The following is a 16,321-nucleotide window of genomic DNA, read 5'->3' as shown; positions in this document are numbered from 1 at the left end:
CCTTACCGATGGCGAGGAAAATAACACCCTGTTAACAAGATTAATATCCCCTACTATTCCTTACAAAAGTTACAAAACTCTAACTATGAACTGAAACGCTTCAGCACAGCGCTTCGCTACAATTTTGTAAGGAAAATCAATAAGCAAGGTGATTATTCAGGGAGTTGCGAGGTATTGAGCCAGCGTTGATTAAAGACGTGGAGCGGCAGCGCTTCAGCGTATAAGTAGCCTTGCCCTATAGTAATTCCGCGCGCCAGCAGCCAGTCGCGCTGCTCGGCGGTTTCCACACCTTCGGCGATGACGTCGAGGTGAATGATGTCGGCAATCGCCGCCACGATGCGCACCATGGTGTCGTCATCCGGCAGCGCGGCGACAAAGCTGCGATCCATTTTCAGCTTATTCACCGGCAGCGCTTTGAACTGATGCAGATAGTTGAGGTTGGAGTAGCCCATACCGAAATCGTCGAGCGCCACTGCCACGCCGGTTTGCTGCAGTAAGCGCAGCAGCGCAATCGCCTGCTCGGCATCGCCAATCTGTGCGGTTTCGGTGATTTCCAGTACGAAGTTGCCCGGTGCAATGCGATGGCGCTCCAGCAAGCCCTGCAAATGGCTGACCATACTGGCATCACGCAGCTGCACCGCCGAGATATTGACGCTGAGCGGGATATTAATGCCCTGCTTCTGCCAGCCGGCCAGAATGCGGCAGGCTTCCTCAAACACCCAGCGACCAATGGCCGAAATCACACCAATCTCTTCGGCGCTGGCAATAAACTCTTCTGACAATCCGTAGCTGCCATCCGGCATGCGCATGCGCAGCAGCGCTTCGGCACCGGCCAGCCCGCCGGTTTCCATATTGATTTGCGGTTGCAGATAAAGGGCAAACTGCTCGTCCTGTAAACCTTGCAAGATGTCGTGCTCCTGCGTTAAACGCTTCTGCGCCCGCTCGGTGAGCGCCGGGTCGAAGAACAGAATCTGGTTTTTGCCCTGATGGCGCGCCGACATCATCGCCGAAGTCGCGCGATCAAGCTGTTCGCTAGCCGAAATGCTGTTCTCTTCGTGCAGCGCCAGACCGATGCTGGCATTCGGACGCAGCTGCAGCTGTTGCAGGTTCACCGGCTGATTGATGCGAATCATCAGGTTGCGCGCTAAACGCATGGCGCGGAACGGATTGTGCGCGCGCTTCATCAGCAAGGCAAAGTCGCTGGGGCCGGTTTGCGCCAGCAGCGAGTGATCGTCGACGGTGCTGCGAATCTTCTCCACCAGCGTCAGCATCAGCGTATCGCGCTGTTCATCGCTCAGTACGCCGTTGGCTTCCTGCAGCGTTTCAATTCGAATCACCATCAAGCCCCACGCCTGACGATTGTGGCGATGGCTGATGTGCTGTTCGAGTAGCGCAAGGAACAGCGCGCGATTGGGCAGATCCGTCACGGCGAAATGGGTGGTCATGCGACTCATTTCGTCGTGAATCGACTCCAGCACCTGCTGATTGCGGTTGTAGCTGCGAATCAGCATACCGATTTCATCATCACGATGATTATGCGGCAGCTTCATTTTGTGGGTCAGAATCGCCTGCGGCGGCAGCTCCTGCAAATCACGCGAAATGTCGCGCAGCGGATGCACAATCAACCGATTGATACACCAGCTGATGGCGATGGAGAGGATCAGCGCCAGCAACAGATAGGTGGTGATCATGGTCGATAAGGTGCTGAGCAGGAACTGATAAACGCGCGAGGAGTCGGCCTGCAACACCAGATAGGCAATCGGCTTCGGCAAGCCCGATCGCTCCACCGAATAGAGCGGCAGCGTGATTTGTACCGGCAGTTCAAACAGGCGCGCGACCCAGCGCGGCACCGGTTTTTCCGGCGCGAAATCAGCGTGCAGCGCCTGGAAGGCATTCGGCAACACCACATCGGCACGCGATAAAATACCGGCCGGTTTTAGCGTATTGAGGATGCGTTCGGCTTGCGGGATATCGGCTTTAAGTACCGCTTCGGAGAGCGGCTGACGCACGGTGTGCGCCACATTTTCCATTTGCTGGGCGTAGTCAATCCTGCGCTGCTGCACAAAGTGAAAGAGCTGGATGACAATAAAGATGCAGATGGTCACCATCGCCACGGCAGAAACCGTCGCCATCTGCTTTATCGTTAGAGAACGACTGACGCGCAACAAAACTTCTCCAGGCCACACAGGCGTGTAATGAGATGAAATTCGCAGCGAGTATATCCCAGGTCACGCGTTTTTTTCGCCGGGATAAAGGCGAAAAATCGGTAAGTTGGGTTATTTATGAAGTGATTCGGAATTATGCAGGTTTTGGCGTGAGTAAATGCATGCCAGGTCGCCATAAATGGCGCCCCTACGATATAAAACCTGTAGGGTCGTCATTTATGGCGACCTGGTTCATCCTCGTTCCGGATTACTGCGGATATGGCACCCAATCGCCGCCGTTCAGGCGGATCCACGGTTTGCCCTGATACATCATCACCACCGCATTATCGTTCTCGGACACCACCGGCGTCTGCGGCAGATTATCGGTCATCACCGACATATTGACGTTCGGCGCGTTAAACACCTGACCATCCACCACGCGCGACACGATTTCCGAAATCGCCATCAGGCTGGTTGGCGTCTCCACGCTGAGCGGCTGGCCTTGATGCGGTGCTTTCATGCCAACAAACTTAATGCCGACCGGCACATGGGTGATATCCGGACTTGGGATGTCACGCAATCCCGACATCTGCATCTTGTCACCCTGCAGCGCTGCGCCGTGTTCCGGCACCACCAGCACCATCACGCGGCGACCCGATTTCTCCAGATTAGTCAGGAAAGCATCGAGCTGATCAAACAGCACTTTGGCGCGCGGCTGCCAGTCTGCGCTGCGCGTGCTGCCGAGTTCACGCGTACCGTCGTGCAGCGGAATCAGGTTATAGAAGGTGGCGGAGCGCGCATCGCTGCTCTTGGTGCGGTCGTCGAGCCAGCGCTGCATCAACTGCGCATCATTGAATACCGGAGAGCCATCAAACGACGTCACCTCCGGCGCGATGCCCGCCTGCGACATCAACGGCGCCTGCAGATTGCCCTCTTCGCGCAGCTCTTTGAGATAGTTACCAAACACGCCGGTGTGATCCATCATCAACTGCTGTTTAAAGCCCAGCTTGGCCAGATTATCGAACAGATAACAGCGCTGATCGGTTGCTTTGTACAGATCGCTGTGCGAGCTCTGGCCGCAGCTGGCACGCAGCAGACGAATCCCCGCCGGGCCGCTGTAACCGGTGGCGGAGTTGTAGTTGTTGAGCAGAATATCGAAGTGCTGCCACAGCGGATGATTGCGCAACTGCGCGACATTCAAATCCGACCATGACAGCGAACAGATATTGATCACCAGAATATCGAACGGCTGCGAATCGGCAGGCAATGCGTCCGGGAAGTGCGTTGAACGCTGGCGCTCGGCGTCGTAAAAACGGTTAAGCCACGCGGTAAGATTGGCGCTGGTTGGCGGCGCGGATTGATCGAGGCCATCTGGTGCTTTCGCCGCTGGCGTATCGTTGAGCTTCACCGTCGGCGTAGCGGCGCTGCTTGGCAGTAAATTCATTGCCGGTCCGGCAATCGTCAGCACGTTGAGCCAGATCAGCATCAGCGACACCAGCACGGTGACGCGAATCCACTGCGCGACAAACAGATACAGCACCAGCAGCACAAAGGCCGCGCCAATCATCTCCCAGTTGATAAAGCGATTGGCAAGGTCGAGCATGTAACTGGGCGAGAAGCCCGCCAGCTGACTGCCCTGGCTCATGATCGAGCTGAGTCCCGGCAGCCAGGTATCGTGCCAGAACAGCGCAATGCCAATTGGCAGCGAAATCCACTGACGCAGACGATGCAGCCGCGCGCTCGGCAGCGGGAACAGCAGCCACGCCAGAAACACCAGATTACTCAGCGCGTGGAAATTGAGGTAGCCGTACCACAGCAGCGCAAATTTAATCAGGAAGTAAAAGTTCCAGCCACCGAGGCCGCGCCACCACGAACCGTGCATCGTGAATCTGTTATTCATGTTTATCCGTTTTATTGGTTTTGCGTTGCCACTGTCCTTCTGATTTCAATGCGCGCGTCGGCAGCAAACGCAGCAGCGGATTGGTGCCGCTGCGCGTGAGCCCGCGCCCAAACAGTGATCTCAGGAACAGTAAAATCAGTAACAGCAGGATCGCCACCTGCACCCAATCCATCAGTGTCATTAGTGGCTTGCTCCATCGAGGTTGAGGGTGATCGGCTGCGGCGTTTGTGCTCCGCGCTCAGGCACATCGGCCTGCGCAGCGACGGGCACAGCGGCCAGCGGCGCGGCTTGTCTGTCGCGCTGTATCACCGATGTCAGCTGACGAATTTTGTCCGCCTCCGACACGATCTGATTATCTTCAAACCAGACGATGCGATTGCTAAACAGCTCGTCATGCGGCAAGGAGAAGATTGATTTAAGCGCGATATCCAAATCGTTGAAGCGGCACGAAGAGAGGAACAGATAAATGCGGTCATTCACCAGCGTCACCAAATCGCCAAAGCGGCGCGGTTTACACAGCGTCAGAATCTGTTCGGGTTTCAGCTGCGGCACCGCGCGCAGCGCCACCAGCAAACCTTTGTCATTTTCCGGCAGCAACGTGTTGGCCATTAGCTGCTGCACCGCCGCGCAAAACGCGTCCAGCGGTAAATAGCCTTTCTGCTGCAAGGGCTGCAACGCCTGCATCAGTGCATTGAGATTGGCAGGCACATGGCGCGAGAACTGTTGCCCCTGAATCCCTTCCAGCATGGTAAGAAAACGCGACAAGCTGGCCGCCGTCGGCACGATGGCATTCACGCCGCAGGCCAGCAGCAAACGCTCATCACTGTAGCGCAGCGTGGTACTGATTTCGCGCACCACAATCTTAAGCGCGCTACCACGTGAACGGCGCAGACTATGGACCATGGTTGCTAAAGAATTAATGTCTTGGTTATGGACCAGGCTAAAGATGACGGTTGCCGCATTTGCCTGCTGAGCACGTGAGAACACGCTTTCATTGTCACTAAATAATTGCCACTGCACAGAAAGTGGCGGTGCGCCTTCCAGCACACCCTCTTGCGCAAGGAATTGGTTTTCATCATTGCGGCTTAATGGAATATTTTTTTCTGCGTCATTTACGGCAATAAATTGATTATCACCGCAAATCAAACGGATCGCACGATCGGCCAGCAATTTATCTGCTGCAGACCACCAGTTAATTCGATATTGCCAACTGTCCTGCTGAAAATCTAAATGCGCGAGACCATCAAGCTGACGAAAATAAGCTTGCAGATGATGACGTAAGTGAATTATTGACGTGCCGGAGGTGATCATTAACAGCGTGATTTGTTTTTTAGTTATCAATCGACGCATGCGCTTAAGCCAAATGGCCAATTCATCGGGTGATAGTTTTCCCCACAACGCGGCATTACTATAAAAAATCACCAGTCCACTGCGGCTATTCAGCACGCGGGAAAAATCACTCTCCAGTTGCTGTAAGCTGCTTTTATTTGCTGGTAAGGAAAATAACGGCATACGCGCCGGACCCCCGATGGGATCGGGCGTCAGCAGCGCCTGCGGTTTCTCGTCAGAACTGATCAGTGTCGCCGCCTTTTGCTGGCTAACCACCTGACGCAAAAGCATTCCTGCATCTTCCTGACGCTGGCTAGTAATCCAGTAAAACCCTGGATTCTGCAGAGTATTTAATTCCTGCTGAATCTGCTGCAGGCCAAGCGCATAATGATTTTTCATATTTTATTCGCGATCGATACAATCCAGGCTAGTTTAATCCACACAGCCACAATTGGAACCGGTGAAATAAAAAATAGCCCCTTAGTGCAAATCACATTGATCTGCGGATAGCATTTGTCTTTACTTCAGGTTTAAACTTTACAAAAAATAGAATCACAATTCATCCGTTGTCGATTTTTCGGTGGCAAAAAAATAATGAAAACAGAAAATGCATTTTCGCTGAATGCTGCTAGCAGCGAAGAGCACGATGACATCAACGCTTTGAGTGATGCCTTTTCCCTTAAGGCATTTCGCTACATTGATATTGCCCGCGAAGCGCGACTTAATACCATTATGACGCGCTGGCCATTGCTGCGTGAAATAAGCGCGGCACAGGAGTCAGAACGTTAATGCCTGTTATAGCATTACAAGGATTGCGTGGCGGCTGTGGCGCCACTTCGCTGAGCGCCGCGCTCGGCTGGGCGTTTAACGCGCTGCAGCAATCGGTACTGGTTATCGACTTTTCCCCGGTAAATCAACTGGCTGCCCACTTTAATCTGTCGCTCAGCCACACTCAGGGTTGGGCACCTGCGCTGCACGAACAGCAAGCGTGGCAGCAGTGCGCCCAGCGCTATCAAGCGGGGCTGGATTTTCTGCCGTTTGGCGCACTCACGCCGCAACAGCGCGCTCACATCACTACTATCAACTCAGAATTTGCCGCACCGCTGCTAAATGCGTTACCGGCCCTGAAATCACACTACGACTGGATTATTTTCGACATCCCAGCGGATCTGTTGCCGTGGCAGCGATCATTCGTTGCCGCAGCCGATCGTCTGCTACAGGTGCTAACGCTGGATGCCAACTGCCAGTTGCGTCTGCATCACGCGCGTTTTCCTGCGCACACGCTGTTCCTGATCAACCAGTTCAACGCCAACAGCCAGCTGCAGCAGGATCTGCATCAGCTGTGGATCAGCTCGCTGAAAAACCTGGTTCCTCAGGTCATCCACCGCGATGAAGCGCTGGCGGAAGCGCTGATGATGAAACAGCCGGTAGGCGAATATCGGCCGCATGCGCTGGCCAGTGAAGAGATCAACACGCTGGCCAACTGGCTGCTGCTGCATGTGGCGGGAGGCGCGGCGTGAATCCATTACGCTGGCTGCTGATGCCGCAAGCGTATCAGGCGCTGCAACGCCGCGCTCAACTGGCGCATCAGTATGGCGCGGGCCGCTTCACCATCGCACTGCATCTGATGTGGTGCGTGCTGGCGTGGTCGCTGCTGCGGCTGGAAACTCCCGGCTGGCAGCGCATCCTGCAACATCGTCAGCGTTACTATCCGCAAATTTCGCCGCTGCGCCCGCGACCGCTTGACCCGCTGCGCTATGCGCTGCAAAGCCTGTGGCTGATGCTGGTCTTGCCGCTCGACAAGCGCACGCGTAAAAGTTTTAGCGTCAAGCCGCTGTTTCGCTGGCGTGAACGCCTGTATCAATGGCTCGGCGCGCTGCCGGCACGGCTGGAACATAACCGTTTCGCTCAGCGCAGCGAACAACGTATTCAGGCGATGCCCGCGTGGTTGCGCCAGCTGCTGTTTATCGTGGCGGCGATTGTTGCCAGCCTGCTGGCGCTGCTGTGCATTTCGCAACCGTTCGGCATCACCACGCAGTTTGTCTTCGTGCTGCTGTTGTGGGGATTGGCGATGCTGGTGCGGCGCGTGCCGGGACGCTTGTCCACCATCATGTTGATCGTGTTATCGCTGACGATTTCCTGCCGTTATCTGTGGTGGCGCTATACCGAAACCCTCAACTGGGACGATCCGCTCAGCCTGACGTTTGGTCTGCTGCTGATTGGTGCCGAAACCTATGCGTGGGCGGTATTGGTGCTGGGTTATTTCCAGACGTTGTGGCCGCTCAATCGTCAGCCGGTTTCGATGCCGCCGGACATTACCTCGTGGCCGAGCGTCGATATTCTGGTGCCGACCTACAACGAACCGCTCAGCGTGGTGAAACCGACCATCTACGCGGCGATGGGCATCGACTGGCCGCAGGACAAACTGAATATCTACCTGCTGGATGACGGCACGCGCGAAGAGTTCCGCGAGTTTGCCGCCAGCGTTGGCGTCAATTACGTGGTGCGCCCGACTCACGAACATGCCAAAGCGGGCAACATCAACCATGCGTTGAAAGCCGTATGCCGCAGCGAATATGTGGCAATTTTCGACTGCGACCATGTGCCGACGCGCTCATTCCTGCAGCTGACGATGGGCTGGTTCCTGAAAGATCATCGGCTGGCGATGTTGCAAACACCACACCATTTCTTCTCGCCCGATCCGTTCGAACGTAACCTCGGCCGCTTCCGCCAGACGCCGAACGAAGGTTCGCTGTTTTACGGTTTGGTGCAGGATGGCAACGATACCTGGGATGCAGCGTTCTTCTGCGGCTCCTGCGCCGTATTGCGCCGTACCGCGCTGGATCAGATTGGCGGCATTGCGGTAGAAACCGTCACCGAAGATGCACACACCTCGCTGCGCCTGCATCGTCAGGGTTACACCTCGGCGTATATCCGTATTCCACAGGCTGCCGGTCTGGCCACCGAGAGTTTATCGGCGCATATCGGCCAGCGCATCCGCTGGGCGCGCGGCATGGTGCAGATTTTCCGCCTCGATAACCCGCTGTTTGGCAAAGGGTTAAAGCTGGTGCAGCGCCTGTGTTACGCCAACGCCATGCTGCACTTTCTCGCCGGGATTCCGCGCCTGATCTTCCTGCTGGCACCGCTGGCGTTTCTGCTGTTCCACGCCTACATCATCTACGCGCCCGCGCTGGCGATCGCCATCTACGTGCTGCCGCACATGCTGCACACCAGTTTGACCAACTCGCGCATTCAGGGCCGCTGGCGACATTCATTCTGGAGCGAAGTGTATGAAACCGTGCTGGCGTGGTACATCGCGCGGCCAACCACGGTGGCGCTGTTCAATCCGCACAAAGGCAAGTTCAACGTGACCGCCAAAGGCGGATTGGTGGCCGAGCGTCATCTCGATTGGGTGATTACCAAACCGTACATGATGCTGGTGCTGCTGAATATCGCCGGTATCGGTATGGCCTTCTGGCGCATGGCGTACGGTCCGGCCAACGAAATGCTCACCATTTGGGTCAGCCTGGTGTGGGTGATTTATAACATGATTATCCTCGGCGGCGCGGTGGCGGTGTCGGTTGAAGCGCGCCAAATCCGCGAAGCGCATCGTGTGGAAATCGCCATGCCCGCCGCCATCGCGCGTGAGGATGGACACATGGTGCCGTGCACGCTGCGCGACTATTCCGATGGCGGCGTGGGCGTTGAGCTGCGTGAAGCCGATGCGCTGAAAGAGGACGAAACCGTGTCGCTGCTGCTGCGCCGTGGTCAGCAAGAGTTCAGCTTCCCGTGTCAGGTGCAGCGCGTGTTTGGCCGTCGCGCCGGCATTCGTTTGCATCAACTCAGCACGCGCCAACACATTGAATTTATTCAGTGCACTTTCGCTCGCGCCGATACCTGGGCGCTGTGGCAGGACGGTTTCCCGGAAGACAAACCGGTGCAAAGTCTGGCCGACATTATGGTGCTGGGTTTTAAAGGCTATCTGCGTCTGGCCGAGTATGGCCCTGCGCCGCTGCGCCGTGTATTCCGTGGCCTCACCGCATTGGTGAGCTGGCTGGCGACATTGCTGCCGCAGCGTATTGACCGCCAGCCCGCGACGATCAAAACCGATTTTACTTAAGTTGATGATATGACCATGACGAAAAAACTGAGTTGGTTCACCGCCCTGATGCTGGGCTGCGTAGCTGTGGTGCAGGCCGCGCCACAGACCTCTGGCGCCCTCAATGCGCCGCAGCCGTTACCGGAGGTGAACGCATTGGTCGACGCCAACGCGCCGCTGCGTGACAGCCAGCTGGTGTTCAATCAGGTCGCCCCACCGCCCGGCAGCATGACGCTGCGCGGAACCGAACCGAGCAGCCAGATTGAGTTTGGCGTGCGCAGCGATGAAGTGGTGACGCGTGCGCTGCTGAATCTGAGCTATCGTCCGTCGCCAGCGCTGATTCCCACGCTGTCGCAGCTTAAGGTCTATCTCAACGATGAATTGGTGGGATTGGTGACCGTCACCGCCGATCAGCTTGGCAAAGAGAATCAAACGCAGATCCCTATCGATCCGCGCTTTATCAGCGACTTCAACCGCGTGCGCCTTGAGCTGGTTGGTCACTACGCCAACGTGTGTGAAAACCCGGCCAACAGCACCATCTGGCTGGATATCGGCAAAGCCAGCAAACTCGATTTGACGCTGCAAAAGCTGCCGTTAAAGAACGATCTGTCGCATTTCCCGGAGCCGTTCTTTGATACGCGCGACAGCCGCCCGCTGCAGCTGCCGATGGTCTTTAACGCCCAGCCGAATTTGCTGCAACAGCGTGCGGCCGGGATTCTGGCTTCATGGTTTGGCAGCAAAGCACAGTGGCGCGGACAATCTTTCCCAGTGCTGTATAACCAGCTGCCCAAAGAGCAACATGCGGTGGTGTTTGCCACCAACGATCATCGTCCCGACTTCCTGAAAGACCTGCCGCCGGTGGAGAAACCGACGGTGAAGATGGTGAATCAGCCGGACAATCCGTACGAGAAGATGCTGCTGATTCTGGGTCGCGACGATCAGGATCTGTTAACTGCGGTGGAAGGGATTGCACAAGGTCAGCTGCTGCTGCGCGGCGATACCTCAACCATCGACAGCGTAAAACTGCTGGCCGCGCGCCAGGCGTACGATGCACCGAACTGGGTGCGCACCGATCGCCGCACTACCTTTGCCGAGCTGACGCAGTATCAAAATCAGCTACAGGGCGACGGCTTACAGCCGAATCCGATCAGCCTGACGCTGAATCTGCCACCGGATCTGTTCCTGGTGCGCGCGCGCGGTATCGATATGGAACTGCGCTACCGCTACACCTCGCCGATTCAGCAGGATGGATCGCGCCTCGCGGTGCATCTCAACAATCAGTTCATGCAGGATTATCCGCTGACGCCGAAAGATACCGCCGGTCAGCAGCTGATGCGCATTCCGCTGATGCAGGGTTTGCAGGACAGCAATCGCCAGTTGACCATTCCGGCGCTGCGCCTCGGTGTGGTGAATCAGCTGCGCTTTAACTTTGATTACGCCAACACCTTTATCGGTGGCACCGCCGATGGCCGCTGCGAAACCGTCACCGCCGTCGGACATCACGTGGTGATCGACGATACCTCGAGCATCGATTTCTCCGGCTATCGTCATTACATCGAAATGCCGTCGCTGGGTGCGTTCGCCAACGCCGGTTTCCCGTATAGCCGCTACGCCGATCTGGCGCAAACGCTGGTGCTGGTGCAGCCTAAACCGAGCAATGACGAAGTCAGCACGCTGCTCAATGCGCTCGGCAGCATCGGCGCGCAAACCGGTTATCCTGCGCTGCGCGTGCAGATGAGCGATGACTGGAGCAAAGCGAAATCAGCGGATGCGGATATGTTGATGATCGGCGGCATTCCGCCGGATCTGCAGGACGACACCAAGATCCCGCTGCTGGCCGATGCCGCACGCAGCTGGATCAGCATGCCTGCACGCAGCAATGCGGCGGCCAACGTGCCGATTTCTGACAGTGAACGCGCTGCGGAAAGCCAAACCACCATCAGCTCAAGCGGGCCGATGGGCGCGATTGTTGGCTTTCAGTCACCGTTTAACGATCAACGCAGCGTCGTGGCGCTGCTGGCCGACAGCCCACGCGGCTGGGAATTGCTGAATAATGCATTGCTCGACAGCGGCAAACGCGCGGCGGTGTTCGGTTCCGCTGCGGTGATCCGTGAGTCAGGCGTGAATAGCATTCGTGTCGGCGAAACCTATTACGTGGGTCACCTGCCGTGGTGGGAACGTCTGTGGAATCTGCTGGCAACGCATCCGGTGTGGCTGGCGATTTGCGCGGTTGTGGTGGTGATTCTGTTTGCGCTGATGGCGTGGCGTTTAATGCGCATGGTGAGCCGTCGCCGTCTGGCCGAGCTGGATGACGATGAATAAACTGCAGCTTGGATTGCTGATTGGCAGCACGCTCGGGGCGTTAGCCGGTTCGGCTGCCGCCCCGATCGGTCCACAGGTTTCGCCGGTCGAGTGGCTGCTGATGCAGATTCGCACCGGCGAATCGACCAACAAACTCGATCTGGTGCAGCAATCGCTCTATCGGCTGGAAAAAATCGATCCTGATAATCCGCAGGTGCTGGCGGCGCAAATCCGCATGGCATTGCGTCAGGGCGATCAGGCCAAAGCGCAAAAACTGCTGGATGAACTGAAGCGCGTGGCACCGAATGCTGCCGCCACGCGCGAATCGGCAGCCGGATTGCGTCTGGTGACTGCGGAAGGTCGTCAGCAGTTACAGCAGGCGCGCTTGCTGGCCACCGCCGGACACGTCGCCGAAGCCAAAGCCGCGTGGGACGCGCTGTTCCACGGCGTGTTCCCCGATGTGAATACCGAGCTGGAGTATTGGCGGTTGGTGGCGCGTTTACCCGGCCAGCAGCCGCAAGCGTATCAACAGCTGCAGGCGCTGGAGCAGCGCTATCCCGGCAACATCGGCGTTGAGCTGCAGCTGGCGCGCATGGCGTTTGATAACAATCAGCCGGGCGAAGCCTTCACGCAGCTGCGTCGTCTCGCCAACCGCAACGGCGGGCGCGATGCCGCTTCCGAGCTGTGGTTGCAGCAGATCCAGAATCAGCCGGTGAGCGAACGTAGCGTCGCCAGCCTGCAGCAATATCTGCAAACCTTCACCGAAGGCGATGCTCAGCAGCGCGGTCAGCAAGAGCTGGCACGTCAGCAAAAACTGCTCGCCGATCCCGCGTATCGCCAGCGCATGCGTGGTTTGGCGCTGGTCGATGCCGGAGGCGGCGCAAATGCGATTGCCACACTCAATGCCGCCTTAAAAGCCCATCCTAACGATGCCGAACTGATGGGCGCGATGGGCCAGGCGCAGGCGCGAGCCAACAATCGCGCCGCCGCCATTAGCTGGCTGGAGAAAGCGATTCAGGCCGGCCAGGCAAGCACGCAGATCGGCAAGTGGCAGTCTCTGTTGCAAACCAACCGCTACTGGCTGGCGATCAACAATGGTGATGCGGCGCTGAAAAAAGGCGATATCGCAGCGGCGGAGCGTTATTACCGCAGCGCGCAGGCGCTGGATAATCGCGATAGCTGGGCGCTGATTGGCCTGGGTGATGCGGCGCTGGCGCGCAAGAACGCCGCGCAGGCAGAAAGTTTTTGGCAGCAGGCGCTGCGGCGGGATCGCAGCAATAGCACAGCAAAAAGTCGTCTGCTACAGCTGCGTACCGATGCGCTGATGGCCGAAGCCGATACGCTGGCGCAGCAAGGTCAATGGCATCAGGCGGCGGAGAAATATCGCCAGGCGGCGCAGGCGAGTCCTGATGATATCTGGCTGGCCTATCGACTGGCTGGCGCGCTGCGCAACGGCGGCGAAGAAACCCAGGGCGCGCAGGTGATGGATGCGATGGTGCGCCAGCATCCTCAGGAACCCGCCGCGCTGTATGCGTCGGCGCTGTGGCTGGCTTCCGGCGACCGCGATGACGCGGCGCTGGCGACTTTGCATCGCTTGCCCACTTCGCGCTGGGACAGCAACATGCATGAGCTGGCCGATCGTCTCGAGCAGGACAAAGTGTTTACCCGCGCCGGTGATTTACGCACGCGCGGCGATGAAACGGCGGCGATTGCGCTGCTAAAACAGCAACCCGCTTCCATCCGCCGCGATATCACGCTGGCCGATTGGGCGCTGGAGCGCGGCGATGCCCGTAGCGCGCTGGCGAGCTATCAAAAGGTGCTGCAGCAAGACAGTAAAAACGGCGATGCGGCGCTGGGTCGCATCGAAGCCTTGATCGCGTTGAAACGACCTGCGGAAGCGCAGCGCGCGTTACAAACCTTGCCGCCGAGCGTAGCGCAGCAAAGCGTCAACAGCGGGCGACGCGTGGCGATCGCCTGGCAAAACAGTGGCGATGCCGATCGTGCCCAACAGATGTTTGCTGAGCTGAAAACCCGCGCGACGAAACTGGCACCGTCGCAGGAAAAAGCGCTGGTGTATCGCGATGCAGCGCGGCTGGACACGCAGTTGCAACAGCCCACACAAGCGCAGCAGGATTATCAGCTGGCGATGGCCGCAAGCGGCATCAGCCCGGATGTGCCACAGGATAACGATCGCTATACGGCGTTAACCCGCAATCAGGCGCAGGATGACTGGCTGAAACGCAGCATCCGCAGCGACGCCAGCGATCTGTATCGCCAGCAGGACACCACGTTCACACTGGAGCAGGATTACTCGCGCAACAAAGGCAACGGCGGCACCTCCGATTTCACCGCGCATACCACCATGATGCAGGCAGAAACGCCGCTGGCTGATGGCCGCAGCTTTGTGCGCGTGGATCATGTGCTGGTTTCAGCCGGCACCTTCTCCACCACCAACGGCAGCCACAGCGAGCAATTCGGCAGCTGTAATGATGACAATTCTGGCGGATGCAGCCGCGACTTTAACCAGCGCGATGAAGGAACCGCGCTGGGCGTGGGCTGGCATAACGATATATGGTCGGCGGATATCGGCACTACGCCGCTCGGCTTCGAGACCCGCAACTGGGTCGGCGGCGTCAGCTGGAAAACCGACGTCAAAGACATTGGCCTGACGTTCACCGCATCACGCCGACCGATCTCCAGTTCGCTGCTGGCGTACGCAGGCGCACGCGATCCCGCTGCGAACGGCGGCAAAACCTGGGGCGGCGTAGTCGCAACCGGCGGCTCGCTCGGGCTGAGTTACGATCAGGGCGGCGCGCATGGCGTGTGGGCCGATATCAGTGCGCATCAACTCAGCGGTGATAACGTCGCGGATAATAGCCGCGAACGCCTGATGGCAGGCTATTACTACAAGCTGATTAATGAAGATAATCGCCGCGCCACCGTTGGCCTGAACAGCATGCTGTGGCATTACCAAAAGGATCTCAGCGACTACACCTTCGGCCAGGGCGGCTATTACAGCCCGCAGCAATATTTCTCGCTGTCGGTACCGGTGACCTATCGCCAGCGCACGGAAAACTGGTCATTTGATCTCGGCGGCTCGGTTTCCTGGTCACAATCGCATACCGATGGACAGCAGCGCTATCCGGTCAATCCGGACTTCACGCTGGCGTCAAATCCTACCTCAGACAGCAGCTCGGGTACCGGTTTTGGCTACACGCTGCAGGCGTTGGTGGAGCGACGCATTACGCCGCACTGGTCGGTGGGATTGGCGATGGATATTCAACAGGCGAAGGATTACACCCCAAGCCACGGTTTGATTTTCATGCGCTACTCCATGTCCGGCTGGAACGGCGATATGGATATGCCACCACAACCGCTGACGCCGTATGCGGATTTTAAATAGGTATTAATGGAGGTCGCCATAAATGGCGACCCTACGGGTAAGTTGCAGGTTTTGTAGGGTCGCCATTTATGGCGACCACGCGGATGAGTTGCAGGTTTTGTAGGGTCGCCATTCATGGCGACCTGGCCAAAGACGAGACTTACCGCTTTTCCTGATACGCCATCCAGGTCAGCAGTTGCAGACTGGCGGAGAAGTAGTTTTGATCCGGCGCTAAACGGTCATTAAGGTAACCGGTTTGACCCAGCGTCAAATCGCGAACCGCAATCAATCCCCCTTCCATGTTGTACGGCGCTGGTGTGTTGCCCAACACATCATACCAAGCGGGCGTAGTCATGCGCGCCGAACCTTGCCAGACGCGCTGGAACGGCACCAGACGCAAGCTTTGTGGATCGTACCACCAGATATTCAGCGGAATACGGATCGCGTCATAGCTGAAGCGGTTGGAATAGCCGATCGCCGGTGCCACTGAACCATCGGCATTCAGCGCCACCCAATCCAGCGGCAGGCCGGTTTTACCGAAGTGCATATCGCCCAGCAAATCCATGCCGTCATCAATCAGCTCATTCCAGATGCGCAGATGGCTGTGCTCGGCAAACTCGCGCCAGGCCTCGAACAGGAAATAGGACGGATTGAGCACCACATAGCTGGTTTTGTTGAAACCCTGCGCTCCCGGCAGCATCACTTTATGTCCGCCGTAGCTGATCACATTCACCTTCACGATCGCACGCTGAATGCGGTCAGACGCTTGCTGGTAATCGCCGCCCCACTTCTGCGCCGCACGCTGCAGCGCCCAGGCAATCAGTACATCACCATCGGACGCGTTGTTTTTGTCGGCAATCGGATTGGCCGCACCCGGCGTGTAGCGCCAGTAGAACAGATCGTTTTGCGGATTGCGCAGATGGGTGCGCGTCCACTGCCACAGCAGATCGAAGGTGGTGCGATCGTCATGCGCCACCGCCAGCAGCATGCCGTAACCCTGACCTTCGGTATGGCTGACGTTGTTGTTTGCCGTATCGCTGATACGGCCATCGCTGCCCATAAAGCGGCTTTTGTAGGTACTCCAGCCATCTGCGGCTGCCTGCGCGCTAAAAAACATCACCATGAAACACAGCATCCATTGACGCCAGAACCGCATTACTCTCATT

General features: G+C 57.5%; 10 protein-coding genes. 5 read left to right on the top strand and 5 right to left on the bottom strand.

The window, feature by feature from the left end:
- Positions 1-152: 152 nt before the first annotated feature.
- The 4 genes from hmsP to bcsE all read right to left on the bottom strand — a co-directional run bounded on the left by hmsP (position 153) and on the right by bcsE (position 5,772).
- Positions 153-2,165 (bottom strand): biofilm formation regulator HmsP, encoded by a 2,013-nt coding sequence (gene hmsP / locus NQH49_RS00780; protein WP_256698013.1) that lies wholly within the window; start codon positions 2,163-2,165, stop codon positions 153-155.
- Between the two features lie 247 nt (positions 2,166-2,412).
- The gene (gene bcsG / locus NQH49_RS00775; RefSeq protein WP_256698012.1) at positions 2,413-4,044 is read right to left on the bottom strand and encodes a cellulose biosynthesis protein BcsG; all 1,632 of its coding nucleotides are present in this window, start codon (positions 4,042-4,044) and stop codon (positions 2,413-2,415) included.
- Positions 4,037-4,225: a cellulose biosynthesis protein BcsF gene (locus NQH49_RS00770; protein ID WP_008105667.1), complete on the bottom strand. Its 189-nt coding sequence runs from the start codon at positions 4,223-4,225 to the stop codon at positions 4,037-4,039. Before NQH49_RS00770 ends, bcsG begins: the two co-directional genes overlap by 8 nt.
- Positions 4,225-5,772, bottom strand: coding sequence for a cellulose biosynthesis protein BcsE (gene bcsE / locus NQH49_RS00765; RefSeq protein WP_256698011.1), 1,548 nt, complete (start codon positions 5,770-5,772; stop codon positions 4,225-4,227). The genes NQH49_RS00770 and bcsE overlap by 1 nt, the downstream gene beginning before the upstream one ends.
- 195 nt (positions 5,773-5,967) lie before the next feature.
- Between bcsE and bcsR the strand changes: the two genes are divergently transcribed.
- The 5 genes from bcsR to bcsC are packed head-to-tail and all read left to right on the top strand — an operon-like array spanning position 5,968 to position 15,176.
- Positions 5,968-6,162 (top strand): cellulose biosynthesis protein BcsR, encoded by a 195-nt coding sequence (gene bcsR, locus NQH49_RS00760; RefSeq protein ID WP_256698009.1) that lies wholly within the window; start codon positions 5,968-5,970, stop codon positions 6,160-6,162.
- Positions 6,162-6,893 (top strand): cellulose biosynthesis protein BcsQ, encoded by a 732-nt coding sequence (gene bcsQ, locus NQH49_RS00755; RefSeq protein ID WP_256698008.1) that lies wholly within the window; start codon positions 6,162-6,164, stop codon positions 6,891-6,893. Before bcsR ends, bcsQ begins: the two co-directional genes overlap by 1 nt.
- Positions 6,890-9,493 (top strand): UDP-forming cellulose synthase catalytic subunit, encoded by a 2,604-nt coding sequence (gene bcsA / locus NQH49_RS00750; RefSeq protein WP_256698007.1) that lies wholly within the window; start codon positions 6,890-6,892, stop codon positions 9,491-9,493. Before bcsQ ends, bcsA begins: the two co-directional genes overlap by 4 nt.
- Before the next feature lie 15 nt (positions 9,494-9,508).
- A complete protein-coding gene (gene bcsB / locus NQH49_RS00745) occupies positions 9,509-11,794 on the top strand; it encodes a cellulose biosynthesis cyclic di-GMP-binding regulatory protein BcsB (protein ID WP_256698006.1) in 2,286 nt (761 codons plus the stop codon).
- The gene (gene bcsC, locus NQH49_RS00740; RefSeq protein ID WP_256698005.1) at positions 11,787-15,176 is read left to right on the top strand and encodes a cellulose synthase complex outer membrane protein BcsC; all 3,390 of its coding nucleotides are present in this window, start codon (positions 11,787-11,789) and stop codon (positions 15,174-15,176) included. Before bcsB ends, bcsC begins: the two co-directional genes overlap by 8 nt.
- Positions 15,177-15,315: 139 nt before the next feature.
- Here bcsC and NQH49_RS00735 read toward each other — a convergent pair whose 3' ends face one another.
- Positions 15,316-16,320 (bottom strand): family 8 glycosyl hydrolase, encoded by a 1,005-nt coding sequence (locus NQH49_RS00735; protein ID WP_256698004.1) that lies wholly within the window; start codon positions 16,318-16,320, stop codon positions 15,316-15,318.
- Position 16,321: the final 1 nt, after the last annotated feature.

The sequence above is a fragment of the Pantoea trifolii genome (assembly GCF_024506435.1).
GTDB lineage: Bacteria > Pseudomonadota > Gammaproteobacteria > Enterobacterales > Enterobacteriaceae > Pantoea > Pantoea trifolii.
The sequence above is the reverse complement of the archived record's forward strand: the minus strand, read 5'-3'. Positions and strand labels throughout refer to the sequence as shown.

Excerpts from the sequence above, each read along its gene's own strand:
- bcsB (WP_256698006.1), top strand. The coding sequence starts at position 9,509 with ATGACGAAAAAACTGAGTTGGTTCACCGCCCTGATGCTGGGCTGCGTA.
- bcsC (WP_256698005.1), top strand. The coding sequence starts at position 11,787 with ATGAATAAACTGCAGCTTGGATTGCTGATTGGCAGCACGCTCGGGGCG.
- bcsR (WP_256698009.1), top strand. The coding sequence starts at position 5,968 with ATGAAAACAGAAAATGCATTTTCGCTGAATGCTGCTAGCAGCGAAGAG.
- NQH49_RS00735 (WP_256698004.1), bottom strand. The coding sequence starts at position 16,320 with ATGAGAGTAATGCGGTTCTGGCGTCAATGGATGCTGTGTTTCATGGTG.
- bcsQ (WP_256698008.1), top strand. The coding sequence starts at position 6,162 with ATGCCTGTTATAGCATTACAAGGATTGCGTGGCGGCTGTGGCGCCACT.
- bcsE (WP_256698011.1), bottom strand. The coding sequence starts at position 5,772 with ATGAAAAATCATTATGCGCTTGGCCTGCAGCAGATTCAGCAGGAATTA.
- NQH49_RS00770 (WP_008105667.1), bottom strand. The coding sequence starts at position 4,225 with ATGACACTGATGGATTGGGTGCAGGTGGCGATCCTGCTGTTACTGATT.
- bcsG (WP_256698012.1), bottom strand. The coding sequence starts at position 4,044 with ATGAATAACAGATTCACGATGCACGGTTCGTGGTGGCGCGGCCTCGGT.